The sequence below is a fragment of the Glaciimonas sp. GNP009 genome (assembly GCF_054343755.1).
Window position 1 is genome coordinate 3839703 of record NZ_JBTGUV010000004.1, and the last position, 24523, is coordinate 3864225.

The following is a 24523-nucleotide window of genomic DNA, read 5'->3' on the forward strand; positions in this document are numbered from 1 at the left end:
AAAAAGTATCGGTTTGCCGATCAAGGATTGGTGGTGTCAACTTAAGTAGCATGTTTGAATGATTCTCATTATTAAATTATGGCTTTATCGGAAGTTTCATCTCTTTCCCATCGCTTGATCGATTTCAAGTTGGCGGAAGAGGTGGCCTGGATCTCATTTTTTTTTTGCACGGGAAGGGTTCTAATATGATTCAAACTACTCTAAGTGTCACTAGCAATTTGACGGAACGTGTTGATAATTTTCCTCAAAATTTGACGCAGACACAATGGACTCTGGCCAGAGCTGAAGCCAATAAACGTGGTTTGCAACTCTTGTTGCAGGCCTTATTTCGCGAAAAATTACTCGATTCTGATCAGTTAATTTTTGATCCCGCGAGTGATGCGGTCTGGCTGCCGCACTGGCGAAGTAAAACGTTGTTTCGTTTCGATGGTTTGAAGGCGGGAATGGCGGGGAGTTGGCAATTGAATGGCCATATTCATTATTTGAAAAATCATCAAAGGCCGATTAAAGTGACGACCCCGTCCGAAGCGCTAAATATTTTGGCCGGTCTGTTTGAAGTAGCGACTTCAAAGCCGGACATTGAAAGGCTGCAAGCCGAATTACGTAATAGCACCGAGAACGACACGCTCTGTCTGGCTTACCGTCAATCTTGGGCGCGTAGACTTGAGCAAGAAATACCGATGGGGGAAGGAATGATTTCCTGGTTGCAAAAAAAATCAGGAAACAACAAAGGTGGCGAGCGCTTTAATGGGTGTCTGTTTCTTGAGCAATGGGGCACTCTGGGACATCCATGGCATCCAAACTATAAGACAAAACTTGGGATGTCAAAGCAGGAGGTATTTGACATGTCTCCTGAATTCGAAGCCAGCATCGAAGTCGAAGTCGCTGCAGTGCGTGCCGACGTTATGCATATAGAAAACATGCCAGGAATGTCTGGCTTTTCTACTTATTCGGATTGGTTCGAACTTACCTTTCCGCAGGTTTGGGGAATATGGAAAGAGGCTTTGCTTGCGCGTAATTTAACCGTTTCTGAATGGTTGCCGTTGCCGATGCATCCATGGCAGGCACAACGCCATTTGCCGACCGAATTTGCGCTTGAGATCGCTGATCGGAAATTAATTCTACTTAACGAGGTCACGTGCGTGGCTTCGCCAACTATGTCCTTTCGAACTGTCGTTCCACAACGCTCTTCACATTTGCCGATGATGAAATTACCGATCTCATTACGGTTGACGAGTGTGCAGCGAAGTCTTTCCCCAAAGTCAGCCCAAATGGGCCCGCGGGTGAGCGCTCTACTACAGGAAATTCTTGCGAGAGAGCAGGGCTTCGGTGATACGTTGGCCATCGTTTGCGAGCAGATCGGCTTGCATTATATTGATCCCGAAGGTAATGATGAGCACGCCCGGCATCTGTCGATTTTGTATCGCGTCAATCCCATGCATCACGCTCAGGACGGCCTGTTTCCGATTCCTGTAGGCGCACTTTTTGCCCCAACATCTATACAAAACAGTGGTAAAAAGACGGCATTAGTGACGGAATTGGTTGCAAGCGCTTTTCAGGATAATGCACAAGGCGCGATCGCCTTCTTCCACCAGTATGCGCAGATTGTGGTGACCGCTACGCTTGGCGCTTATTTGTTGTACGGCATAGGTTTTGAGGCGCACCAACAGAATAGTTTTGTACTGATCGACGCGGACGGCATGCCACAAAAATTACTATTGCGTGATTTTGGTGATATCCGTATTCATGCCGAGGCTCTCCGGGTCGCAGGGTTGACATTGCGTTGTTATAAGGCTGATCAGACCGTATTTGAGGATCGTCAAACGGTGCGCGATAAGTTATTGCATGCGGTCTTTCTTTGCCATCTGGGTGAACTGGCTCTGTTATTAACGCAGCTTTACGATTTACCAGAGAAAAAACTGTGGACGGTTCTGCGCGATGTAATGCAAGGTGCCTTCGACCATTTGAAGCCGCGCATCGCCCCTACATTGTGGAAGGAGGAACACGCGCTATTAATGGTACAAGCATGGCCTGCAAAATCGTTTATGCGAATGCGTCTGACGGAAAGCGCCGACGATGAGTTGCGTACTATGTCAAATCCACTTGTTGGGCTAGATCCAAGTGATACGGCAAGGATCAATGGCAACTGAGTCAGCTCAAAGCCGCCGTGCGTTATGGTGGCTGTACGGGATTCAGTTGGTATCAATGGGAGCACTCGAAATGAGTGGCCCTTTTTGGCCAGTTTATCTGCGCTCCCTCGGCCATCTTTCACCACAGATGACCAGTATCGTTGGCGGTGCAGTATATGCTGGTCCGATGCTGGCGGCGATGTTGACGACGCCGCTATGGGGACGTTTGGGGGATCGATTTGGACACAAACCGATGTTATTGCGTGCCCTGTTTGCGCTCGCAATAACCCAATTATGGGTCGCAATCGCGGGAAGTGTCACCAGCATCTTGCTTGCACGTTTGGTACAGGGTGGTTTTGCTGGCTTCATCGCCGCAGCACAAGCTTACGGGGCCGGTATGAGTGCGCCTAAACAACGTACCTTTCTGATCGCACAGCTACAAACGGCGACGGCAATTGGCTCTTTTGCGGGGCCGATGCTCGGAGGGTGGCTATATGCCTATTCCGGATTTGAAAGTGTAAATTTGGTCGCAACCGGGTTATGTTTGTCATGCGCAATAGCTGCGACTGCATGCTTACCGCCGCAGCGAAATTGTTTGCCACAGCCACGCAGTAGCGTTTGTATGATCAAAAAAAACGCTAGTAATCTATCCCTTTTTTGGATCGGATTGCTGCTAGCAATCGTATTGATACAAGCCGGAAAAATGATGCCGCAAGTTTTCTTTGCGCTCTATATCGATAGCGTATTATTGGCTCCGGCGTGGGTGACTGGACTTTGCTACGGAGTCACCGCCTTGGGTCTAACGCTCTCGGCGCCATTTTGGGCGCGCTACTTCGATAAGCAATCTGACGCGCGCGCATTGGGAACGGTCGAACGCATTACCTTGCTGTGTGCAGTCACCGTGGGTTTGCAGGCATTGGCTACCAACATTACTGCGTTCATTGCCGTGCGGTTTCTATGGGGGATATGGCTAGGTGGACTATTGCCGGTTTTTTATGCGCTATTGTCGCGTGCCAGCAGCGACAGCATTCAAGGTTACATTATGGGGCTGGGAAATAGTGCGGCCAAGGCCGGCGCATTACTTGGCCTTGGGTGCGGGACGGCCGCTATTGCGTGGTGTGGCCTGACCGCAGGATTCTGGTTTGTCGCAGTGATGTACCTGTTTGCAGCGCTCGGAATCCGCGTGCTACGCTTTTACTTTCTTCCTAATATCGAGGATGTATTGCATTAATTGGCGATCACGTCATCGGCTGAGTCAGCAGGTTCTGACACATGTACCTAAGCCATCCGAAAACTAAACGTTATGTTGTCGGACAATGGTCATTGTTCGACGCGGTGGCTGCGATTAATATCACGTTTTCCGAAACCGAATTCTCAGTAGGAACTGTCTCTGAACCGCGCCTTGAAAACTCGGTCACGATGCACAAATGGCCAATGGCGACCCTACGTTGGATGATTTAAAGAATTGATTATAAGGCATTATTCTGCGAGTGCAGATTGCGTTTCTGATTGATAACGCACATAATTTTTCGGTGGTAATTGGGTGGTGCTTGCTTAATTTTCAAAATTGCTGCATTATCTGGCCCATAGTTCTCATTAATTACGCGAAAAAATGTCTTTTTCAAACACTTACTTTTATTTTTATTTTAGCTATTCCAGCCCCACGGCGGTGAAAAGCGGTAAGCGTTCGTAATCACAGAACAAACCGAAATTCAAAAAAACCGCCCCTGATGGCGGTTTTTTTATTCCCAGTCACTTTTTAGCCAGGAGAGAGAAATGCCACGTACCGATGACTTGCGCATACGAGAAATGAAAGAGTTAACGCCACCATCCCATTTAATCCGCGAATTTGGCGTCACCGAAAAAGGTGCTACCACAGCCGCTGATTCGCGCATTGCGTTACATCGCATTTTGCATGGACAGGATGACCGATTGATGGTCGTGATTGGACCTTGTTCAATTCATGACACCAAAGCGGCGATGGAATATGCACGTCTTTTGGTCGTCGCACGTGATCGTCTGAAAGGCGAACTGGAAGTCGTGATGCGTGTGTATTTCGAAAAACCTCGCACTACGGTTGGCTGGAAAGGTCTGATCAATGACCCTTACATGGATAACAGTTTCCGCATCAATGACGGTTTGCGCATGGCGCGCGAATTGCTGCTCAATATTAATGAGTTAGGTTTGCCAGCGGGTACTGAGTTCCTCGATGTTATCAGCCCGCAATACGTCGCTGACCTGATCAGTTGGGGCGCGATTGGCGCACGGACCACTGAATCCCAGGTACATCGTGAGTTGGCATCTGGCCTGTCATGTCCGGTTGGCTTCAAAAACGGCACTGACGGCAACGTAAAAATTGCAGTAGACGCTATGAAAGCAGCATCGCAGCCACATCACTTTCTGTCGGTCACCAAAGGCGGTCACTCTGCCATCGTATCGACCAACGGAAATGAAGATTGCCACATCATTTTGCGCGGTGGAAAAGCACCTAATTATGACGCTACAAGTGTCGATGCAGCCTGCAAGGACATCGCAGCGAATGGCTTGGCGCAACGCCTGATGATTGATGCGTCGCATGCGAATAGCTCCAAGAAGCCAGAGAATCAGATTCCTGTCTGTGCTGATATAGCAAGTCAAATCGCCGCTGGTGACGATCGCATTGTGGGCGTCATGATTGAGTCACATCTGGTCGCCGGACGTCAGGATCTGGTTCCAGGCAAGGAACTGACTTACGGTCAATCGGTTACCGATGGTTGCATCAGTTGGGAAGAAAGTATTGCCGTCCTTGATGGATTGGCGGAGGCGGTTAAGCAGCGTCGTCTGAAAAAAAACGCGGCGTAACTGCTGTGATCGATCAGTGCGGAAATCGCTTCTGAGCAAAAAATAAAGGCCGATTCATTTATCTGAACCGGCCTTTATTTTTTCGTAAGTCTTTAATCAAAAACGTTTGGTCAAGACCATCATGTCACCCTCGCGCCGCATCTCAGTGCGATTGAGAAATGACATACCCAGCAATGCAAATGACAATCCGCTTTCGAGCACGACTGCATCTACCTGCCTTATTTCGATATCGCCAACCTTGACGATATCTAGCCGTACACGATAACCAGGCGTAAGACCGTTGGCGGTATTCATCATCGTTTTTTGACCTCGCTTGTAGTTGATGCCAAGCCTGATCGCATCTGATGCCGGCAAAGCAATGACGGTCGCGCCGGTATCAACCAACATCGTCATGATTCCGCCGTTGACCTGACTTTGTGCCACAAAATGACCTGCGCCGTTCACTTTCAACGTCACACTGGCGTTTGCGCTGGGCGCACTGCGACTGACGAACTCACCAATACCGATGGTCTCAAGTTTGCCTTTTACATTCACCGTTGCAGTCGAGCCTGTGACTGAAGTGAGGCGTATATCGCCGCGAACATTATCGCCGACAGAGTAGGTTTTAGGAGCGGCGCCATCGATGATTAAAACCGCTTTACCAGGGAAAAGGCCAGCCACGCCGATATCGGTTGCTTGAGCCGATAATGCCGTAATTATCATGAAAAGGCAGGCGTTCAGCTTCAGCAAGCGCATGGAGTGTGGACTTCCGATAGGCAAGTTAACGTGGAGGAGGGCGGAAAGCGCACGATATAGCGCTTTTCCGCAGTGGCGTCTTTTGAGGCTTGAGACTGCCGTAGCGAACAATCTCGCTTAATCCCTGAAATTGTTAAATTCCAGCGGCAAGTCTGGTACTTCCTTGCGCAGCATTGCCATCGCCGCTTGCAGATCGTCGCGCTTGGCACCGGTTATGCGGACTGCGTCGCCCTGAATACTGGCCTGTACTTTCATCTTGCTGTCTTTGACCACGCGAACGATTTTCTTGGCATCGTCGGATTCGATGCCGTTCTTGATCTTGATGACTTGTTTGACCTTGTCGCCGCCAGTTTTCTCGATCTTACCGATGTCGAGAAATCTTACGTCAACACTGCGCTTCACCAGCTTACTTGTGAGCACATCGCGTACTTGGGCTAATTGGAAGTCGGAATCGGCGTAAGCAGTCAGATCGCGCTCTTTCAGTTCAACGCGTGCATCGCTGCCTTTAAAGTCGAAGCGCGTAGCAATTTCTTTGCTGGCTTGATCGACGGCATTCTTAACCTCAGCAAGATTGGCTTCGGAAACGGTATCAAATGATGGCATTTTGGTAATTCCTTAATGTTTTTCTAATGGTGCGTGTATTTTGTATTCTTTGAGGCCGTGCGTACCGTTTAGCATTTTGGCCCATTGTGGACGATCCTATCGCTTCGAACCAATTAGACCGACAGCCTCATAGCGTGCATTCTATCGAACAAAAAACCGGGCGGCTATGGCTTCCCTCATTCTTTGCACCGTGGTGTCTACTTTACCCGAGTTTTGCTCGCTTATTTGGCGGGAGCTGTGCGACTTACGTATAATCTTGTATGCCTTTCGCCTATCAGCACGACACGACTCTCACCGCAAATTTGGCGGTTCAGACCGACTTTCCCATGCGCGCCCTCAATACATTAGGTATCGAGGCGACCGCTCATGCCTATTTATCGATCAACTCGGTGGCAGACCTGCAACTGGTGCGATCAGATCCAGCCCTATCTCAGTTGCCGCGCCTGATATTAGGTGGCGGTAGTAATGTGGTGCTCACGCGCGATTTTCCAGGATTGGTGCTGCACATCCGCAATCAAGGTATCCAAGTTGTTGGGGAAGATGCTGATGCTGTCATGATACGTGCCGCTGCCGGTGAAACCTGGCACGCGCTCGTTGAGTGGACATTGACGCACGGATTGGGTGGATTAGAAAATCTATCGTTAATTCCAGGCAATGTTGGTGCCGCACCGATTCAAAATATCGGCGCTTATGGCATTGAGATGCAAGACCGGTTTCATGCGCTAACCGCATTCGATTTTACGACCGGAGAAATGTTGACGTTGCATCGCAAAGATTGCGCATTCGGCTATCGCGACAGTATCTTTAAACACGCTTTACGCGACCGTGCTGTCGTGATTGATGTGACATTTTCATTACCGAAACGTTGGCAAGCGGATGTGCGTTATGGCGATATTAAGGATGAATTAGCGGCGCGTGGTATCGCCGAACCAGATGCGCTTGATGTGAGTAACGCCGTCATCGCGATTCGGACGCGCAAGTTGCCTGATCCAGCGGTGATCGGCAACGCAGGCAGTTTTTTCAAGAATCCAATCATCCCAGCCGCTCAACGCGACGCTTTACTCGCCCAACATCCTGCAATGGTCAGCTATAAACAAACAGACGGTGGCTTTAAACTTGCCGCTGGATGGTTGATTGATCAATGTGGCTGGAAAGGGAAGGCTCTGGGACGGGTTGCCATGTATCAAAAGCAGGCGTTAGTTCTAGTTAATCTAGGTGGTGCGAACGGGCAAGACGTTGTTCGCTTATCGGAAGCGGTTCAGGCCGATGTGATGGCGCGCTTTGGCGTGGCATTGGAACCGGAGCCGATTTTTGTGTGATCGGTGATGACGTGCAAGGCGGTTTTACATGAGTCGTCTTGCACCGTGGGCGACTTTTAAGAAGCCGCCCACTCTCCATTCAATACGATGTTAGGCATAATGACAAACGTAGTTCAGCGTCTCAATCGTTTCAATATCAAAACTGGAATTCGCTGGAATATCAAAGCTATCGCCTGCCACGTACCTGGTCCACAGCGGCTGATCTTTTTGGCGCACTTGGCAGAGTCCGCTGGTGACGTCCATTATTTCGGCCACGCCAGTGTTAAATGTCAGCGTCGAAGGCAGGATTACACCCAAGGTTTTTTTTATGCCATTTTCAAGAATGATGGTGTGGGAAATACATTTGCCATCAAAGTAGACGCTGGCTTGTTTCAGGACAGATACGTTATCGAATTGCGCGCTCATAAGGAAAGCCTTTTAGGTAGAGGGTAAGAGTTGGTGAATGTGATAAAGCGTGCGCAATTATGCCAAATTTCATTGCTTTCATGATCGGCTTGTCCATAATATTTAATGCAATATTTTCCGTAATCAATACGCAAAAAATATGTAAAAAAAGATGCGTAACGTGGATGTCGTGCGTTAGTATTTTTCTACATCGGCGCGCTAGATCGCTGAATATGCTTTCAACGATAAAAAGTCCCTATTGATCCTTGCATCAATAGAGACTTTTTATTTTTTCAGGCAAAATTTCACGTGTATTAGTGTTTTAGTGAATGAATGAGTGAATGTGATTCAAATCATTCAGACACTTTTGCGACCAATATTATCCGCGCTGGTTACGCGCGTTAGCAGCAATCCGCAAACGCAACGCATTCAGTTTGATGAAACCGCCTGCATCGGCTTGGTTATAAGCGCCGCCATCTTCATCGAATGTAGAAATCTTCATGTCGAATAATGAGTCGGTTTTGGAGTCGCGTGATACGACGATGACATTGCCTTTATAGAGCTTGAGACGAACCCAGCCGTTGACGCGTAATTGAGTTTGGTCAATCAGCGTCTGCAATGCAACCCGTTCCGGCGCCCACCAGAAGCCGTTATAAATCATCGATGCGTAACGTGGCATCAGATCATCTTTCAGATGCGCGACTTCGCGATCCAGTGTGATGGATTCAATGGCGCGATGTGCGCGCAGCATGATCGTGCCGCCCGGGGTTTCGTAACAGCCGCGTGACTTCATGCCGACGAAACGGTTTTCGACCAGATCCAGACGGCCGATACCGTGCTTGCCGCCTAAACGGTTCAGTTCGGTCAGAACGGTTGCTGGTGACATGCGCGTGCCGTTGAGTGCAACGATGTCGCCTTTTTCGTATTCGATGTCGAGGTATTCGGCTTGATCCGGTGCTGCTTCTGGGCTGACAGTCCAGCGCCACATACTTTCTTCGGCCTCGGCACTTGGATTTTCCAAATGACGGCCTTCAAAGCTGATGTGCAGCAAGTTGGCATCCATTGAATAGGGTGCGCCGCCATTTTTGTGTTTCATGTCGATTTCGATACCGGCGTCTGCTGCGTATTGCAGCAATTTTTCACGCGACAGCAAATCCCATTCGCGCCAAGGTGCAATGACTTTGACGTTTGGCATCAACGCATAAGCGCCAAGCTCAAAACGAACTTGATCGTTACCTTTGCCGGTCGCGCCGTGCGAGATTGTGTCTGCGCCGGTTTCGCGGGCGATCTCAATGAGGCGTTTTGCGATCAACGGACGCGCAATCGACGTGCCGAGCAAGTATTCACCTTCATACACGGTGTTGGCACGAAACATCGGGAATACGAAGTCACGCACGAATTCTTCACGGACATCATCGATGTAAATATTTTCCGGCTTGATACCAAATTTCAATGCTTTTTGGCGCGCTGGTTCCAGCTCTTCGCCCTGACCTAAATCGGCGGTGAAGGTGACGATTTCACATTGATAGTTGTCTTGTAGCCACTTCAAAATGACTGAAGTGTCGAGGCCGCCGGAATAGGCGAGAACTACTTTTTTTACGTCGCTCATGATCTTCTTTCTAATGTTTCAGTGCTATTCAGTAATTAAGTTGCTAGCTAACGTGTTAACTAAGTGGCTTTTCGGTCGGCGTCAACGTGGCGTTACACCGCTTGAAAGTCTGCTTAGGCGATCTGGTTGCATTCTCGCTTGCGTAGGAATGTAAGACAGAAATCGCATTTAAAAATATACATTTCAGGTATCGAGTTTTCCTACCACCAGATATTCCAACAGTGCTTTCTGCACGTGCAAGCGATTTTCAGCCTCGTCCCAAACGACCGATTGTGGTCCGTCGATGACTTCGGCTGATACTTCTTCACCCCGATGCGCGGGAAGACAATGCATGAAAAGTGCGTCCGGCTGTGCACGTGCCATTTTGGCCTGATCCACGATCCAGCCATCGAAGGCTTTCAGGCGTGCATTATTTTCAGCCTCATAACCCATACTCGTCCAGACATCGGTCGTGACCAAGTGTGCGCCCACGCAAGCATCCGAGGGATTATCGAACAAAGTGTATTGCGTGCTATCAGCGGTGACCAGCATCGGATCGAGATCGTAGCCTTTTGGCGTTGAGATATTGACGTGAAAGCCAAACACCTGCGCCGCTTGTAGCCATGAATACAACATATTGTTGGCATCGCCGATCCACGCTATCGTCTTGCCAGTGATAGAACCACGTTGTTCAACGTAAGTGAAAAGGTCCGCCAATACCTGACATGGATGATATTCATTCGTCAGGCCATTGATCACCGGCACGCGTGAATTGGCAGCAAAACGCTCAATGATGTCCTGGCCGAAGGTACGGATCATGATGACGTCGCACATGCGTGACATCACTTGTCCGGCGTCCTCGACCGGTTCACCACGTCCGAGTTGGCTGTCGCGCGTGTTGAGATAAATGGCGGCACCGCCGAGTTGATGCATTCCGGCCTCAAACGACAAGCGGGTGCGGGTCGAGTTTTTCTCGAAAACCATCACCAGCGTGCGATCAAGTAGCGGGTGGTGCGGCTCATAGTTCTTAAACTTACGCTTGATGATGCGGGTACGTTCAATGATGTACTCGTACTCATCGAGCGTAAAGTCGGAAAACTGCAGGTAGTGTTTGATTGCCATAAATGAAAATGGCGGCCAGTGGTAGATCTGCCGCCGAAGTTTCTAACCCGTTCAATTATAAGGGATATTGCTCAAAAAGATACCTAAGGAAGGAGCCTAATCAACCTTATCTCCGCTACAAGCCATGCACAAGCCACGGCGTATCGGAAGCATGTTGGGATGGCCGCATCATCTGGCTTCAATACAGTGTTTGTGATGATTCATGCAACAGTTGCTTATAGAGCTGATGCCGCATTGGGGCAATTTTTCCTTCCTGCACCGCTTCAAGAACAGCGCAATTCGGTTCTATCAAGTGATGGCAGTTGTAAAATTTACATTTCCCCAAAAATGGTGCGAACTCTCGAAAAGCGCGTTCCAGCATGCCTTCGCTGAGTTGATACAGGCCAAACTCCTGAAATCCGGGCGAGTCAATGATGTAGGTTTCATCGTCAGCCGTTGGATGCACTTCATACAATCGGGTGAAAGTCGTCGTGTGTTTTCCGGTATCCAATGCCGCCGAGATTTCCCGGGTGGCAATGTCAGCGTCTGGCACGATCAGATTGATGATCGATGATTTGCCCATACCTGATTGCCCGATCAGGATGGTCGACTGGTTTTCCAGAAGAGGCATTAAGGTGGCGCAGGTTTGCTCTGGCGCTCCTATTGCCGATACTTCGTGGATCGGATAGCCAAGCTTGGCATACGGTTGTAGCCGTTCGCGTGTTCTCGGCAGTGAGGCGACGATGTCGGTTTTGTTCAATATGATGTGCGCGGCGACACCCGCCGCTTCAGCCGCCACCAAGGCGCGCGAAATCAGATCGTCGGTAAAGCCCGGTTCCGTCGCCACGACGATAAATAGTTGTGAAACATTGGCGGCGAGCAACTTCGATTTGTATTGATCCGAACGGTATAAGAGGCTGCGCCGTTCTCCGAGGGACTCGATCACCGCCTGGTTTTTTGAGGTCATGTTGAGATTGACCTTATCGCCCACGGCAACATCGCTCTTCTTGCCGCGTGTCACGCAATGCAGTTTTAAGGACTCGCCATCCACTAGCGCCTGAACCATATAGTGACGTCCGTGGGCCGCGATGACGACGCCGACAGCATTGGCGATGCCCGTTTTTACCGCTTTACCCGGCTTCGGTTTGTAATGATCAACCATGGAATGTAACCGGTTCTAATTTTGTGGCGAGTAGCTTATTGATACGTACCGAGGCTGGAGGATGCGAATCGTAAAACGCGGAATGTAACGGATCAGGCGTGAGCGTCGAGGCGTTGTCCTCGTACAATTTAACCAGCGCGGCGACCAGATCGTCAGCATTAGTATATTTGGCTGCAAACGCATCTGCTTCAAATTCATGCTTTCGCGAAGTGATTGATGACAGTGGTGACAACATGAACGTAAAAATTGGCAGTGCCAGCATGAACAAAATTAATGCCATCGCATTGTTATTCGAGAGGTCAGATAACAGCAACGGAATAACGCCAAGTCCGGTAAAAAACCATAATTGTTCTTTGAGATAACCGAGTAATGCCAAGAAGACAAGTGAGACTGCAAATATGACCACGATCCGCTTAACAATATGTTTGAGTTTGAAATGTCCCAATTCATGCGCCAATACCGCTTCGATTTCATGCGGTGCAAGGCGCGCCAGTAATGTATCAAAAAAGACAATACGTTTGCTAGCGCCAAAGCCGGAGAAATAAGCATTGCCGTGCGCGCTGCGCTTGGAGCCATCCATGACGAACAGTCCTTTTGAAGCAAAGCCGACACGCTGCATCAACCCTTCGATCCGTGCTCGCAAGCTGTCATCAGTCAATGGCGTGAACTTATTGAACAGCGGTGCGATCACCGTTGGAAACAGAATGAGCATCAATAATTGGAAACCGCTCCACACCAGCCAGGCATAAAACCACCAAATATCACCGGATTTTTCCATGAGTAACAAAATCACCCAAATCAACGGCAAGCCAATTGCAGCCCCCAACAAGGTGCTTTTTAACAAATCGGCGAAAAACAGCTTATGCGTCATTTTGTTGAAACCATAACGCGCTTCAAGAACAAATTGTTTGTAATAGGCAATTGGCAAATCGATTACGCCAGAGATCAGTACAAAGGCGACCACCAGGCTCATTTGATACAACATGCCAGAACCGGTCCAGCCATATAATGAGCCGGATAGCCATTGCAAGCCACCCAATAGCGTGAAGCCGATCAACACAACGGCATTGATGAGTAAGCCAAAAAGTCCAAATTTGGTCTTGGCAACGGTGTAATCTGCGGCCTTTTGATGCGCCGAAAGATGAATTTTTTCGGCGAATTCGGGTGGCACTGCGCTACGATGCTGGATGACGTGACGAATCTGTCGCGAACCGAGCCAAAAGCGTACTGATAGGCTTATTGCCAAAAAAACTATAAATAATACTGAAAATGCAAATGAAGACATGTTGTCCCTATGTGAGAAAATACGCGACTGACGGCGAAAACTAATCGCGTTTCCCAATAAATAGTAAAGAGAACAATTATGTCACAAGCTATCGACTCATCGACACCATCCGCACCTGTTGTGGCGCCATTACGTCCGAATGAATTCAATCTGATCTGGGTTGATATGGAAATGACCGGACTTGACCCGGATGCAGAGCGCATTATTGAAGTGGCGGTAGTCGTCACCGACCCGCAACTGAATATTCTGGCAGAAGGTCCGGTTTTTGCGATTCATCAGTCTGATACATTCTTGGATGGTATGGACGCCTGGAACAAAGGCACGCACGGTCGCTCTGGTTTGATCGAACGCGTCAAGACCTCCACGGTGACTGAAGCCGAAGCTGAAACTGAGCTGATCGCCTTCCTGCGCAAATACGTACCGAACGGCAAATCGCCGATGTGCGGCAACACTATTTGCCAGGATCGTCGTTTCATGGCGCGTGGCATGCCTAAGCTGGAAGCGTTCTTCCACTATCGCAATCTGGATGTCTCAACATTAAAAGAATTATGCCGCCGCTGGAAGCCAGAGTTGGCGAGTGGATTCAAAAAACATCAAAAGCACACGGCGTTGGCAGATATTCTAGAGTCAATTGAAGAGCTGAAATACTACCGCGAACACTTTATTAAAGAGTAAGCCGGACACGCGTCAAGATAGGCGTTCAAGCAAAAAAAACCTCACCGCTCATATGAATCGGTGAGGTTTTTTATATTGTGCAATGCATTCCGCTATATCGGATTGCCCACCATTGCAGACAGCGCTGCAAAGTTAATTATTCTTCAGCTAACCCAGCGCCACAGCATTTTTTAAATTTCTTGCCGCTACCGCACCCGCACAGATCATTACGTCCGACTTTTGGTGTTTCGCGTTGAATCGTTTTGACTGCGGATTTACGGTTTGGCAACCAATAACGATAGATTTCCGGAATGGCCGATTCGACTTCCACTGTCAATTTATGGCGCTTGACCGGATCCTCGCGCAAAAGCATTTCCTCTTCTTCCAGCTCTTCGGCCCCAAGCAAATAAATCGGCCGCACCACGGTCGCTAAATTCGAGGTCCAGATTGGCTCCCACGCTTTGGCGCGTAGATTAATACCTTCCCAGAAACCCCACGTCCACGCTTCACCATCCAGCAGCGGCTTTCCTTCATGCTCAAACTCGCAAAATAATGGCTCGTATTCTTTTGGTGCCACTTCCAACGTCACCGCGATTTCATTCATGTAGCGCGCTATCAGGCCGACAGTGCGCTCGAATTCCTTGTCAGACTTAAACTTAGGCGCATCCTTCAGTGATGGTCCCCAGACGTGCGGTAACCACTCACCAAGTAAAACTTGCTCTGGCCCGATCACCAGCGCGGTCAGATAACCGTGCAGCGTGTCCATCGTCATGCTTTCTTCGCCGCAGCGGTCGGAAAGCAAAAAGTCGTCTAATTCATCAAATTCTTTATCTGATAACGGTTCGTCAAGTTCCATCGTAATGCCTATATAAAATGTAAGTGTAAAGTGCGCGATGGCGGATTTTACGATTGAAATGCGCCAAACCTGCAAAAAGCGTCAAAAAACAATCAAATCACGGGAGTGTTGACTAGCTCCGGCCATTTTATTGCCGACGCTCAGTCAAATGAACGTGAAGATCAGCTTGGGAAGTCCCGTCCTAATGCGTGCATTAGCCGATCTCTTCTTCGAAATTAAGCTCAATGCCGTTACCAGCAGGATCTTTGAAGAAAAGCTGGGTTTGCCGCGTTATCTGCACCAAAGCAACTTTGTACACGACTTGATGCAGCGCCAATCGTGCTCGCATCTCTGCCTGATTGATACAGGTAAAGGCAACGTGGTCAAAAGTGTTGGATCTTGTATTTTTTGCATCGCCTAATAATGCGTCGCTTGGTACTTCCTGCACTGCTTCGCTGGCAATCTCATTCATTGCCTGACTCAAATGCAAAATCGGGCGACCGCCTGCATAAAGCCAAAATCCGACGCTATTAAAAGCAGGGCGCGCACCTTCTTCGAGACCCACAACATCGCAATAGAAATCCCTGAGTATCATCATCAGGTCGTGCGGTGCGCGTAAATTGTAATGATTGAGGCCGATGGCTGGCATGAAAAATTCCGGTTGAATTGATGTCGACAACAACGGCCACTTGTTCTCCGTAACCCAAATTTTACGCCTGTTGAATGATGACGTTGTGCTTTATCCCATTGTGGCAAAAATGACGGTCAATAAGCGGTATTCCTTCGGTTGGAAAAAAATAGTGACCGTGACTGAAATATTTGGATGTCACGAAAGATGATAGGGCGACATTGCAGCTTACAATGGAGATTATGAACCTACTCACACCCGCATCATTTTCTACCTTGACCCCGGACACCGTGCTCGATGCGCTCGACAGCATTGGCTTACACGGCGATGGTCGTTTGCTTGCGCTCAATAGCTACGAAAATCGGGTTTATCAGATTGGGATGGAAGATGGTCCTCCGCTGGTGGCGAAATTTTATCGACCACAGCGTTGGAGCGATGCCGCGATTTTGGAAGAGCATGCATTTGTGGAAGAACTTGTAGAGCGCGAAATTCCCGTAGTGCCAGCTTCGGCGAGTAAAGACGGCAATACTTTGCATCAATTTCACGGCTTCAGATTCGCAGTGTTTCCACGCCATGGCGGACGTTCGCCTGAATTGGAAGATAGTGCGACGTTAGAATGGCTCGGACGATTTTTGGGCCGTATCCATTCGGTTGGACAATTAAAAACATTTCAACATCGGCCTACGCTAGATATCACCACCTTCGGAATCGAGCCAAGTAATTATTTGTTGGGAAGCGGGTTTGTGCCCGAAGATCTGCTTGCGGCTTATCGCACTACTGTAGCCCAGGCGCTCGACGGTGTGCGGCGCTGCTTTGATCGTGCCGGTGACGTTGGCGCGCTGCGCTTGCATGGCGACTGTCATGGCAGTAACGTACTCTGGACCGATGCCGGGCCGCACTTTGTCGATTTTGACGATAGCCGCATGGGACCGGCTGTACAAGATTTATGGATGTTATTGTCGGGTGAACGTCAGGACATGGTGCGACAGTTGTCCGACCTGCTTGCAGGATATGAGGATTTTTGCGATTTCGATCCGCGTGAATTGCATCTGATTGAAGCGTTGCGAACCTTGCGTCTGATTCACTATTCGGCATGGATTGCCCGGCGTTGGGATGATCCTGCCTTTGCCGTTGCATTCCCCTGGTTTAATACGCAGCGCTACTGGCAGGATCGCGTGCTGGAGTTGCGCGAGCAGATCGCATTGATGGATGAGCAACCGTTGTGGCCAGCGTAAGGTTTCTGGCAACTAGATGGCTGGAATTGACGCAAAGCTCGTCAGCAAAACGCCTCGATTTAATTGACGGCAGTTTTGCTACTTCTAAAGCGTATATAGACAAAGTAATCGAAGATACATAATGACATCAAACAGCAAAACACTCACACCCGCATTGGCATCTCAGTTTGCCAACATGGTCCTTGGTCATCTGACGCAGGAATACCCCAACAAACTGACGCATACGCTAGATAGCGCCGCCGATGTAAAGAGTCCTCGCGCCCTCTATCCCATTTTTTACGGCAGCTACGACTGGCATTCTTGCGTTCACGGTTATTGGTTACTTACGCGGTTGTTGACGCGTTATCCGACATTGGCGGAGGCTTCGGCAATACGGGCCGTGTTTGACCAACAACTGACTGAAGAAAACGTAAAAGGTGAGTTGGCCTATCTTGCATCGCCATCACGCGCCGGCTTTGAGCGTCCATATGGATGGGGGTGGTTGCTGGCGTTGCAGTCTGCGCTGAACAAACTTGACACCCCAGAAGGCCAGCGTTGGGCCAAAACCTTAATGCCGCTGTCCGATGCTTTTGTTGCCCTTTTCGTTAATTTTTTGCCTAAAGCAACTTATCCGGTGCGCGTCGGTACGCATTTCAATACGGCCTTTGCGATGACGTTGGCGCTGGAATACGCCCGTGCGGTTAATAACACACAGTTGGAAACACTGATCGCCGAAACGGCACGACGGTGGCATGCCCAGGACGTGGACTGTCAGGCCTGGGAACCAAGCGGGGATGAATTTTTGTCGCCTGCGCTGATGGAGGCTGAACTGATGCGGCAGGTTTTGCCAGCCGCCGAATTTGATACGTGGTTCCGTGCATTTTTGCCTCATCTGGCGCAACGTCAACCGGCTACCTTGTTTGAACCAGCAACAGTTACTGACCGAAGCGATGGCAAGATTGCGCATCTGGACGGACTTAATTTTAGTCGTGCCTGGTGTCAGCGTTCACTGGCAGGTGCATTGCCGTTGGATGATGCACGTTCAGTCGTATTATTGGATGCAGCCGATCACCATTTTGACAGTGCCATTGCACATATTTCTGGTGATTATATGGGGGAACATTGGTTGGGAACGTTTGCTTTGTTGGCTTTGGAGGCTTGATTTATTGTGCAGGTATTTTGAGTCGGGAAGGGCTTGCGGTTCGATGCTTGGATAACTTGAGCGGTTGGTGCTCCGTGGATGCTGGTCGGGGTAGCCCGACAGGTAGTTACTTTCTTTTGCCTCGGCTCGGCGCCCCCGCCAAGAAAAAGTAACCAAAGAAAAGGCGACCGCAACTGACGCTGCCCTGCGGGTTCCCAAGTATTTCAGCCGTCAGTCGGGTTGAAAGACCAAATCGCTTCGCTCAAACATGTCTTCCAACAATTCCCGACTGACAGCTGAAATACTTGGCAGCGTCCTTGACGGGGTACGTCAAATTCAAAAGCAACTGTAACTGCAACTTCCACAGCATTTATAGTGGCTGTGATTCAGTTTGCAATAACCCCGTCTACAAGCTTTATATGTCAATAAACTTAAGCGAACGGTTAATGCGCAACCGATTTAGAAAAGACATTCAGTACGACGACGCCCGCCACAATCAAACCGATCCCGATCAACGCTGCGGTGTCCAGCGTTTGTTTGAATACTAGCCACCCGATCATGGCGATTAGCGCAATACCAATGCCGGACCACATCGCATACACGATGGCGACCGGCAATGTGCGCAATGTTAGCGACAGAAAATAAAACGCGATCAGATAACCTGTGACGACTACGATTGACGGCAGCAAGCGGGTGAACTCGCTGCTGGCTTTTAGTGCGCTGGTGGCAATGACTTCTGCGACGATAGCGATACCTAAATAGAGCCAATGCATTATTTTCCTTAGAAGCCAGTACTGGCGCAGCGGGTGAAAATTGGTCGACTAACATCATCGATTTTGGATTTTCTCAGTTCACGTTAAGTCGCTATCGGTTTGCGTATTTCTTTGTGCGTGCGTTCTGCGTGAACATCTGATCATATAAGAACAGACAAACACCTCGGATGTTTGCGCGACAGGTTTTTGCATGAATGCGGCAATGCCGATAATATTGGGAGCGCTTACTCGCTGTCTGTGCCATGGGGTTCTTCGTCGGACAGAGCGAGAATCAACGCATCAAATACAAGTCGGATTCTGGCGGGTACCGGACCTCGCTGTGGTCGATACACAAACAAGCCCCAAGGCTCGGGAGCCAGTTTTTCCATCACAGGAATAAGCTCTCCGGCGGCGATTAATTTTTCCACTAAGAATCCCGGTATCTGACCATACGCCAGGCCCGATAGCACCGCCGCCAATTCAGCTTCTGCGTCATCGCAAATAAAACGTGCGTTGGGAGGGTTAGATTGCTGTCCTCCCGCGAATAACCATGGCCATGGTCGACCGGTATCGCGATCAAACATGGCGGTGGTTGGGAGTGCGTTTAAATCTTCTATATGTTTGGGATCGCCATGTTCGGCAAAGAGGCCCGGCGTAGCAACCACATGAAAGCGCACTTTGGCGACCTGTCGTGCGACGAAACGGCTATCGCGTAAATACCCCATCCGTACGCCGATATCGATTTTTTCACTTACCACGTCAGCATGGCGGTCACTTAGACGAAGGTCGAAACGGAGTTGAGGATGTTGTTTTGCAATCAACGTGAGCGCAGGCAACAATAACTGACGCCCGAGGACGCTGGGTGCGGTCAGCGTTATCAGACCTTCCAATTCCAACTCGCTAGTTTCATCGGCGCTTACAAACAGACCATCCAATTGCGCTACGCTTTGACTGGCGCGGGTTGCGAGCATTTCGCCGTAGGCAGTAATTTGGACATTGCGTGTATTACGATGAAACAGAAGCTCACCTTGTAATCGTTCAAGCTCTCGCACCGCTCTGGTGACCGCTTGCGGCGATATACCAAGTTTGATCGCGGCTTCTTTAAAACTGATTGCTTCCGCTGCAACACAAAAGATACGCAACATTTCTAAGCGATTTAACATTTTCCCTAACTATTCCAAAAAATGGAATTATAAAGTGAAATATTGATCATTTACTGGCAGATAGTATCCTACGATACTTGCTCCAACGCAAAAAATGTTTTGCATAAACTGGAGTAACAAAAATGAACAAAAATATCGAAGGTAAAGTAGTTGTGATTACCGGTGCCAGCAGCGGTTTGGGTGAAGCCACTGCGCGCCATCTGGCCGCTCTTGGAGCTTCAGTGATGCTCGGCGCACGGCGCCTGGATAAATTGATTCAGATTGCCGCTGACATTCGCGCAGCAGGTGGAAAAGTAGAGATTGCTGCCACAGATGTGACGCAGGCTGTTGAAGTGCAGGCGTTGATCGACGCCGCCGTCCGCACTTTTGGACGTGTCGATGTATTGGTAAATAACGCGGGGTTGATGGCGATTGCGCCGATGAGCGAGACCAAGGTGGATGAGTGGGATCGGATGATCGACATTAACATCAAAGGCGTGCTCTACGGCATTGCAGCGGTATTGCCAATTTTTCAAAAACAAGGCAGTGGACATTTTATTAACATTGCTTCGGTGGCCGGTATTAAAGTATTCAGTCCGGGCGGCACTGTTTATAGTGGCACCAAGTTTGCCGTGCATGCGATTACTGAAGGATTACGTCATGAAGTGGGTGGCGCGATCCGCACCACGACCATTTCGCCAGGTGCGGTGGATTCCGAACTCAAGCTGGGCAGTTCCCACGAAGCAAGTGCTGCGTCAGTGAATGATTTTTATCAGATGGCGATTCCAGCGGATTCGGTCGCGCGTGCAATCGCTTACGCAATTGAGCAACCCGCTGGCGTGGATATTAATGAAATTGTCTTGCGGCCAACGGTTCAGGATTTCTAAGTTAGTAAGTGTTTAACCTAAATAATGCCATAAATTTTTTCATTAATATTGTTATAAATGTTGTACTAAATATTGTACGAGCATGATTGAGCTAAGTGAAAATGCTTAACTATAAAATAGTAAATAGTAAAGATAAAAGCGGCGCTGAGTGTGCCGTTTTTTCTTTTTAAAGTCGTTATTATAAAATTATCGATTGCTGTAAATAATATTGATTAATTGATCCCATAAATGTCGTTAGAAAAGTATAAAAACCTTCAGCCGTACCTTCAGCCGTTTGTCTCCGCAAGCCCTTACGGTGACCTTGTCAGGTCATCTCTCTATTAAGAAATAATAGCCATTATTGATCACGTTTGACAATTCGAAATAGTTATTTATTTTACAATTTCAATGCTGTCAAAAGGATGATTTTTTCACACTTTATTACTTTCAAAGCAACGTTAAAAGTGCGTTAATTCATCGACAATTCGATCCTCATTTTGAGTGACAATAAAACATTGTGATCTAAATAATAGTGATTCAAATATAGCGTAAATGACGTATTTATTTATTGCTGCACGCCAATTATTGTATTGAGAATGATTCGTATTTGCTTTATAGTCTTCGTTCCACCACTTGCAGAACGGAGCGACAACATGGGTACGTCAAGGCAGCCGGAAGCGAATAACGGAAGTGCAGAAGTAGGTACAGTGTTGATTGCAAATCGTAATCTGCTGGTGAATATTGCAACAGGAATTACCGGTTGTCGCTGTCGTGCCGAGGATGTTGTACAGGACGTTTTTATTAAAGTCAGCGAAGGCGTTGCGCTCGCATCAGTGCGTCAACCATTAGCTTATCTCATGCGAATGGTGCGTAATCTGGCGATTGATCATTACCGTCGCAGGACCTTTGAGCGTCGTCACACCACCAATGAAGAAGAAGGCTATGACGTGCCGTCTCCGCATGCGGGGCCTGAGGCGAGCGTGATTCTCCGCGACATGTTGCAACACGTGTCGGATGCGTTGTCGACATTGCCCAAGCGCACGCGGACTGCTTTTGAGATGGTGCGCATTGGCGATTGCACATTACAAGAAACAGCGCGTGAACTCAAAGTATCACAAACCTTGGTCCACTTTATGGTCCGTGATGCCACCACCCATTGTCTAAATTGCGTGCAGGGTGCGCATGCATTATTGCGTGAGCCATCGGTTGCATGCAGAGGCTAAATCAAAGACTGAACAAAACCTGTTCAGGCCAACGATTACACGGCTGATCCCACATGTAAACTAAGGGTAAATAAAACCCGTGCTCATCCGTCTATAAGAAAATGGGTGGCCATTTCCCACCATGGTTCAAGGAGTAACGACATGAGTTTTGATAGCATAGATACAGTTTTTAGAGTCGTAGCGAATCACGAAGAGCAATACTCGATTTGGCCCGACTACAAGGATATGCCATTGGGTTGGCGCGAAACCGGCTTCATCGGTAACAAGCAGGCGTGTCTCGCGCACATTGAAGAAGTCTGGGTTGATCTGCGCCCGTTAAGCCTGCGCCGACATTTGGCTGCGCAATCGATCTAGTAACGACAGATGAAGTCATCAATGACGCTGTTCTGTTTGCCGCATGCTGGCGCTAGCGCGAATGTCTACGCGCCCTGGCGTCGATTATTACCGCATTGGATGACGGTGCATCCGGTCGAATTGCCAGGGCGTGGCAACCGATTGAACCAACCGTTGGTTAAGGACTTTGACGTGTTGGTCGCGCAATTAGCTGATGAACTATCAGCCGCAGCGCATAGCACGCCGCGATATGCATTGTTTGGTCACAGTCTGGGCAGTTTGCTTGCTTTTGAGTTAGCTTATGCGTTAGCAGAGCTTGGCGTATCGATGCCTGCGGCACTATTCGTTTCAGGAGCGCCGGGGCCGATTTGGCGCGATATTGCCAGAGATGATTTCTCTAGCACGTGGCCAACAGATGCACAATTGATGGAAGAGTTGCGCCGCCTAAATGGCATGCCGACAGAACTTCTGCAAAACGCCGAATTGATGGAAATGGTATTGCCCGTAATGGCTGGAGATTTTCGTTTGGGTGCCAGTTTTGTTCGACGTGAACGCACGCCACTGCGTTGCCCGATTTACGCATTCGGCGGAACGCGTGACCCAGTCGTATCGACTGCAGCGCTGCATGCATGGCAGTGTGAAACAACGGCAGAATTTAAGACTCAGATGTTCGATGGCGATCATTTCTTTATTCGTGACCACGAGCGTGTTTTGTTAGGGCGATTGGAAGCGCTCTCCGCACAATCAGTAGTTGAGGCAGCTTGACGATCAACGCAACGAGCTGCTTCGAATTGTCGTCAGCCACACACATTTTTTCGGAAAAGGTTCGCTACTGGCAAGTACATCTGAATCTGACGCAAGAGCCGGACATCGCTACGTTACAAGCACTATTACCGCAAGAGCAGCAGGAAATGTTGCGTTTCCGCCAGCGCGAAGATCGGGTTCGTTTTGCCGGTGTGCGCGCTGCATTGAGAAAAATATTAGGAACTGTGTACCACGTAGATCCGATGGCATTGATCCAACGCGATCATTTCGGAAAACCGGAATTAGTTACGCCACTAGGTGCATCGCTTCCGTTCAACGTATCGCATTCAGGCGCGTGTGGCTTAATCGCTGTATCTCAGTCGGGGCAAGTCGGTGTTGATATTGAAAAATTATCACCGATAAATGTTGCGGGTTTAGCGCCGCTTATTTGTACGCCATCAGCCTGCGCCAGGCTTGCGGCATTGAGTGCCGCAGCAGCACAGGATGCCTTCTACCGTTTATGGGTCGGTAAGGAAGCGGCACTCAAGGCGGTCGGCGTAGGGATTGGCGGGGATCATATGCGGACCATTGCATTACAAGATGACGGACGCGTATGCGCGCCGGATGCGGCTCCGCCATTTGATCCCGCATTGATCTCAGTGCAGCCAATAGTAACTACTGACGGCTATTGTGCAGCAGTCGCTTTATATTTCGCGCCATGAGGTCTTGGTGCAGCCGTTTATCTGGAGAGTTTCAACATGCAAATACAATCAATTGATACGACCGGCCTCTGTGTCGAGTTTGGCTTTCCGCTGAAAGTCAGTCCACTTGAGTCGGGTGCCAGCGTGATGAGTCTTTTACCGCAATTGCATGCACTCGTGACATCACGGTTGCCAGAAGTCGGAGCGATTTTATTTACCGGATTCGCTGTTGGCGGGGCCGAAGCCTTCCAACAATTTGCGGCATCGTTTGGGTATCCGCTACTGAACTATGAATTTGGCTCGACGCCACGCAGCAAGGTCAGTGGCGGCATTTACACCTCGACCGAATATCCGGCACATCAACATATTCCGCTACATAACGAGCAAGCTTACACCAGCGAATGGCCGATGAAGATCTGGTTCTATTGCGATATTGCCGCACAGGTCGGTGGCGAGACGCCAATTGCCGATAGCCGTGCGGTGTATCGCGACATCGCACCAGAGATTCGCCAGCGCTTCATTGACAAAGGCTTGATGTACGTGCGCAATTATGGCAACGGACTGGATTTGCCGTGGCAACGGGTTTTTAACACCGAGAATACGGCGGAAGTAGAGGCCTATTGCAATCAGCACGCGATTGCGTTTGAGTGGTCGGAGGAGGGCGATTTGCGCACTAGTCAACGCTGTAAAGGCGTCGGCCAACATCCGGTCACGGGCGATGCCGTGTGGTTCAATCAGGCGCATTTGTTTCATATTTCTACGCTGGATCCCGATATGCGCGAAATATTATTAGATAGCGTGGGCGAAGAAAACTTGCCGCGGAATGTGTATTACGGTGACGGCAGTGTAATAACCGATGCAGAATTGGATCACGTTCGGACGGTGTTAGAGACGCACAAAGTAGCGTTTCCATGGCAACAAGGTGACGTCCTGATGCTGGACAATATGTTGTCCGCACATGCGCGTGCGCCATTCACCGGTTCGCGCAAAGTCATGGTGGCGATGGCGGAAAGCCATGGTGATCGTTAAGCGCGTTTCAAGCGGTCAAGGTTTATCGCATTATTCCTTTTGCATTACTCCTTACTTGTCATTGCTTCAGGCGCTGCTTATTTAGTATGAATTTAGTTTCAGTTTAGTTTGAGT

General features: G+C 49.1%; 24 protein-coding genes. 13 read left to right on the forward strand and 11 right to left on the reverse strand.

Going from position 1 to position 24523, the window contains the following annotated elements:
- Positions 1-185 precede the first annotated feature (185 nt).
- The 3 genes from ACXX82_RS17905 (at position 186) to aroG (ending at position 4970) form a co-directional block, all read left to right on the forward strand.
- On the forward strand, positions 186-2150 hold the full coding sequence (locus ACXX82_RS17905; protein ID WP_458563406.1) for an IucA/IucC family protein: 1965 nt from the start codon (positions 186-188) through the stop codon (positions 2148-2150).
- Positions 2140-3360, forward strand: a complete 1221-nt coding sequence (locus ACXX82_RS17910; RefSeq protein WP_322237026.1) for an MFS transporter — start codon at positions 2140-2142, stop codon at positions 3358-3360. Before ACXX82_RS17905 ends, ACXX82_RS17910 begins: the two co-directional genes overlap by 11 nt.
- 545 nt (positions 3361-3905) lie before the next feature.
- Positions 3906-4970, forward strand: coding sequence for a 3-deoxy-7-phosphoheptulonate synthase AroG (gene aroG / locus ACXX82_RS17915; protein WP_322237027.1), 1065 nt, complete (start codon positions 3906-3908; stop codon positions 4968-4970).
- A gap of 96 nt (positions 4971-5066) precedes the next feature.
- Here the strand turns inward: aroG and ACXX82_RS17920 are convergent, their stop codons facing one another.
- On the reverse strand, positions 5067-5705 hold the full coding sequence (locus ACXX82_RS17920) for a retropepsin-like aspartic protease family protein (RefSeq protein WP_322237028.1): 639 nt from the start codon (positions 5703-5705) through the stop codon (positions 5067-5069).
- 117 nt (positions 5706-5822) lie between these two features.
- On the reverse strand, positions 5823-6308 hold the full coding sequence (locus ACXX82_RS17925; RefSeq protein WP_323506956.1) for a YajQ family cyclic di-GMP-binding protein: 486 nt from the start codon (positions 6306-6308) through the stop codon (positions 5823-5825).
- A gap of 260 nt (positions 6309-6568) precedes the next feature.
- Between ACXX82_RS17925 and murB the strand changes: the two genes are divergently transcribed.
- On the forward strand, positions 6569-7627 hold the full coding sequence (gene murB / locus ACXX82_RS17930; protein ID WP_322237030.1) for a UDP-N-acetylmuramate dehydrogenase: 1059 nt from the start codon (positions 6569-6571) through the stop codon (positions 7625-7627).
- Positions 7628-7717: 90 nt separating this feature from the next.
- Here murB and ppnP read toward each other — a convergent pair whose 3' ends face one another.
- The 5 genes from ppnP to ACXX82_RS17955 form a co-directional block, all read right to left on the reverse strand.
- The gene (gene ppnP / locus ACXX82_RS17935; RefSeq protein ID WP_322237031.1) at positions 7718-8032 is read right to left on the reverse strand and encodes a pyrimidine/purine nucleoside phosphorylase; all 315 of its coding nucleotides are present in this window, start codon (positions 8030-8032) and stop codon (positions 7718-7720) included.
- Between the two features lie 358 nt (positions 8033-8390).
- Positions 8391-9620, reverse strand: coding sequence for an argininosuccinate synthase (locus tag ACXX82_RS17940; protein WP_322237032.1), 1230 nt, complete (start codon positions 9618-9620; stop codon positions 8391-8393).
- Positions 9621-9803: 183 nt separating this feature from the next.
- Positions 9804-10721 carry an ornithine carbamoyltransferase gene (argF, locus tag ACXX82_RS17945; RefSeq protein WP_322237033.1) on the reverse strand — a complete coding sequence of 306 codons (918 nt, stop codon included), beginning with the start codon at positions 10719-10721 and terminating at the stop codon, positions 9804-9806.
- 178 nt (positions 10722-10899) lie between these two features.
- Positions 10900-11766, reverse strand: a complete 867-nt coding sequence (rsgA, locus tag ACXX82_RS17950) for a ribosome small subunit-dependent GTPase A (protein WP_322240535.1) — start codon at positions 11764-11766, stop codon at positions 10900-10902.
- Between the two features lie 88 nt (positions 11767-11854).
- Positions 11855-13147: a M48 family metallopeptidase gene (locus tag ACXX82_RS17955; RefSeq protein ID WP_323506958.1), complete on the reverse strand. Its 1293-nt coding sequence runs from the start codon at positions 13145-13147 to the stop codon at positions 11855-11857.
- Positions 13148-13225: 78 nt separating this feature from the next.
- On the opposite strand from ACXX82_RS17955, the gene orn reads away from it, so the two are divergent.
- The gene (orn, locus tag ACXX82_RS17960) at positions 13226-13822 is read left to right on the forward strand and encodes an oligoribonuclease (RefSeq protein ID WP_322237036.1); all 597 of its coding nucleotides are present in this window, start codon (positions 13226-13228) and stop codon (positions 13820-13822) included.
- A gap of 136 nt (positions 13823-13958) precedes the next feature.
- On the opposite strand, the gene ACXX82_RS17965 is transcribed toward orn, so the two are convergent.
- Positions 13959-14657 carry a UPF0149 family protein gene (locus ACXX82_RS17965; protein WP_322237037.1) on the reverse strand — a complete coding sequence of 233 codons (699 nt, stop codon included), beginning with the start codon at positions 14655-14657 and terminating at the stop codon, positions 13959-13961.
- Positions 14658-14850: 193 nt separating this feature from the next.
- Positions 14851-15285, reverse strand: a complete 435-nt coding sequence (locus tag ACXX82_RS17970; RefSeq protein ID WP_458563407.1) for a VOC family protein — start codon at positions 15283-15285, stop codon at positions 14851-14853.
- Positions 15286-15506: 221 nt separating this feature from the next.
- Here ACXX82_RS17970 and ACXX82_RS17975 point away from each other — a divergent pair, with 221 nt between their 5' ends.
- The gene (locus ACXX82_RS17975; RefSeq protein WP_322237039.1) at positions 15507-16499 is read left to right on the forward strand and encodes a serine/threonine protein kinase; all 993 of its coding nucleotides are present in this window, start codon (positions 15507-15509) and stop codon (positions 16497-16499) included.
- 121 nt (positions 16500-16620) lie between these two features.
- Complete coding sequence (locus tag ACXX82_RS17980; protein ID WP_322237041.1) at positions 16621-17640, forward strand: DUF2891 domain-containing protein; 1020 nt, start codon at positions 16621-16623, stop codon at positions 17638-17640.
- Positions 17641-18062: 422 nt separating this feature from the next.
- Here the strand turns inward: ACXX82_RS17980 and ACXX82_RS17985 are convergent, their stop codons facing one another.
- Positions 18063-18392 (reverse strand): DMT family transporter, encoded by a 330-nt coding sequence (locus ACXX82_RS17985; RefSeq protein WP_322237043.1) that lies wholly within the window; start codon positions 18390-18392, stop codon positions 18063-18065.
- A gap of 224 nt (positions 18393-18616) precedes the next feature.
- Positions 18617-19534 carry a LysR family transcriptional regulator gene (locus ACXX82_RS17990; protein WP_322237045.1) on the reverse strand — a complete coding sequence of 306 codons (918 nt, stop codon included), beginning with the start codon at positions 19532-19534 and terminating at the stop codon, positions 18617-18619.
- A gap of 122 nt (positions 19535-19656) precedes the next feature.
- On the opposite strand from ACXX82_RS17990, the gene ACXX82_RS17995 reads away from it, so the two are divergent.
- The 6 genes from ACXX82_RS17995 to ACXX82_RS18020 all read left to right on the forward strand — a co-directional run bounded on the left by ACXX82_RS17995 (position 19657) and on the right by ACXX82_RS18020 (position 24409).
- Complete coding sequence (locus ACXX82_RS17995) at positions 19657-20400, forward strand: SDR family oxidoreductase (protein ID WP_322237047.1); 744 nt, start codon at positions 19657-19659, stop codon at positions 20398-20400.
- Positions 20401-21032: 632 nt separating this feature from the next.
- On the forward strand, positions 21033-21602 hold the full coding sequence (locus ACXX82_RS18000; protein ID WP_322237049.1) for an RNA polymerase factor sigma-70: 570 nt from the start codon (positions 21033-21035) through the stop codon (positions 21600-21602).
- Positions 21603-21743: 141 nt separating this feature from the next.
- Positions 21744-21956: an MbtH family protein gene (locus ACXX82_RS18005; RefSeq protein ID WP_458563408.1), complete on the forward strand. Its 213-nt coding sequence runs from the start codon at positions 21744-21746 to the stop codon at positions 21954-21956.
- Positions 21957-21965: 9 nt separating this feature from the next.
- Positions 21966-22700, forward strand: a complete 735-nt coding sequence (locus tag ACXX82_RS18010; RefSeq protein ID WP_458563409.1) for a thioesterase II family protein — start codon at positions 21966-21968, stop codon at positions 22698-22700.
- A 26-nt stretch (positions 22701-22726) separates the two neighbouring features.
- Positions 22727-23401 carry a 4'-phosphopantetheinyl transferase family protein gene (locus tag ACXX82_RS18015; RefSeq protein WP_458563410.1) on the forward strand — a complete coding sequence of 225 codons (675 nt, stop codon included), beginning with the start codon at positions 22727-22729 and terminating at the stop codon, positions 23399-23401.
- 36 nt (positions 23402-23437) lie between these two features.
- The gene (locus tag ACXX82_RS18020) at positions 23438-24409 is read left to right on the forward strand and encodes a TauD/TfdA family dioxygenase (RefSeq protein ID WP_323507600.1); all 972 of its coding nucleotides are present in this window, start codon (positions 23438-23440) and stop codon (positions 24407-24409) included.
- Positions 24410-24523 lie beyond the last annotated feature (114 nt).

What these genes read in the sequence shown, in the direction of transcription:
- ACXX82_RS17905 (WP_458563406.1), top strand. Translation starts at nt 186, where the DNA reads ATGATTCAAACTACTCTAAGTGTCACTAGCAATTTGACGGAACGTGTT.
- ACXX82_RS17910 (WP_322237026.1), top strand. Translation starts at nt 2,140, where the DNA reads ATGGCAACTGAGTCAGCTCAAAGCCGCCGTGCGTTATGGTGGCTGTAC.
- aroG (WP_322237027.1), top strand. Translation starts at nt 3,906, where the DNA reads ATGCCACGTACCGATGACTTGCGCATACGAGAAATGAAAGAGTTAACG.
- ACXX82_RS17920 (WP_322237028.1), bottom strand. Translation starts at nt 5,705, where the DNA reads ATGCGCTTGCTGAAGCTGAACGCCTGCCTTTTCATGATAATTACGGCA.
- ACXX82_RS17925 (WP_323506956.1), bottom strand. Translation starts at nt 6,308, where the DNA reads ATGCCATCATTTGATACCGTTTCCGAAGCCAATCTTGCTGAGGTTAAG.
- murB (WP_322237030.1), top strand. Translation starts at nt 6,569, where the DNA reads ATGCCTTTCGCCTATCAGCACGACACGACTCTCACCGCAAATTTGGCG.
- ppnP (WP_322237031.1), bottom strand. Translation starts at nt 8,032, where the DNA reads ATGAGCGCGCAATTCGATAACGTATCTGTCCTGAAACAAGCCAGCGTC.
- ACXX82_RS17940 (WP_322237032.1), bottom strand. Translation starts at nt 9,620, where the DNA reads ATGAGCGACGTAAAAAAAGTAGTTCTCGCCTATTCCGGCGGCCTCGAC.
- argF (WP_322237033.1), bottom strand. Translation starts at nt 10,721, where the DNA reads ATGGCAATCAAACACTACCTGCAGTTTTCCGACTTTACGCTCGATGAG.
- rsgA (WP_322240535.1), bottom strand. Translation starts at nt 11,766, where the DNA reads ATGGTTCAGGCGCTAGTGGATGGCGAGTCCTTAAAACTGCATTGCGTG.
- ACXX82_RS17955 (WP_323506958.1), bottom strand. Translation starts at nt 13,147, where the DNA reads ATGTCTTCATTTGCATTTTCAGTATTATTTATAGTTTTTTTGGCAATA.
- orn (WP_322237036.1), top strand. Translation starts at nt 13,226, where the DNA reads ATGTCACAAGCTATCGACTCATCGACACCATCCGCACCTGTTGTGGCG.
- ACXX82_RS17965 (WP_322237037.1), bottom strand. Translation starts at nt 14,657, where the DNA reads ATGGAACTTGACGAACCGTTATCAGATAAAGAATTTGATGAATTAGAC.
- ACXX82_RS17970 (WP_458563407.1), bottom strand. Translation starts at nt 15,285, where the DNA reads ATGCCAGCCATCGGCCTCAATCATTACAATTTACGCGCACCGCACGAC.
- ACXX82_RS17975 (WP_322237039.1), top strand. Translation starts at nt 15,507, where the DNA reads ATGAACCTACTCACACCCGCATCATTTTCTACCTTGACCCCGGACACC.
- ACXX82_RS17980 (WP_322237041.1), top strand. Translation starts at nt 16,621, where the DNA reads ATGACATCAAACAGCAAAACACTCACACCCGCATTGGCATCTCAGTTT.
- ACXX82_RS17985 (WP_322237043.1), bottom strand. Translation starts at nt 18,392, where the DNA reads ATGCATTGGCTCTATTTAGGTATCGCTATCGTCGCAGAAGTCATTGCC.
- ACXX82_RS17990 (WP_322237045.1), bottom strand. Translation starts at nt 19,534, where the DNA reads ATGTTAAATCGCTTAGAAATGTTGCGTATCTTTTGTGTTGCAGCGGAA.
- ACXX82_RS17995 (WP_322237047.1), top strand. Translation starts at nt 19,657, where the DNA reads ATGAACAAAAATATCGAAGGTAAAGTAGTTGTGATTACCGGTGCCAGC.
- ACXX82_RS18000 (WP_322237049.1), top strand. Translation starts at nt 21,033, where the DNA reads ATGGGTACGTCAAGGCAGCCGGAAGCGAATAACGGAAGTGCAGAAGTA.
- ACXX82_RS18005 (WP_458563408.1), top strand. Translation starts at nt 21,744, where the DNA reads ATGAGTTTTGATAGCATAGATACAGTTTTTAGAGTCGTAGCGAATCAC.
- ACXX82_RS18010 (WP_458563409.1), top strand. Translation starts at nt 21,966, where the DNA reads ATGAAGTCATCAATGACGCTGTTCTGTTTGCCGCATGCTGGCGCTAGC.
- ACXX82_RS18020 (WP_323507600.1), top strand. Translation starts at nt 23,438, where the DNA reads ATGCAAATACAATCAATTGATACGACCGGCCTCTGTGTCGAGTTTGGC.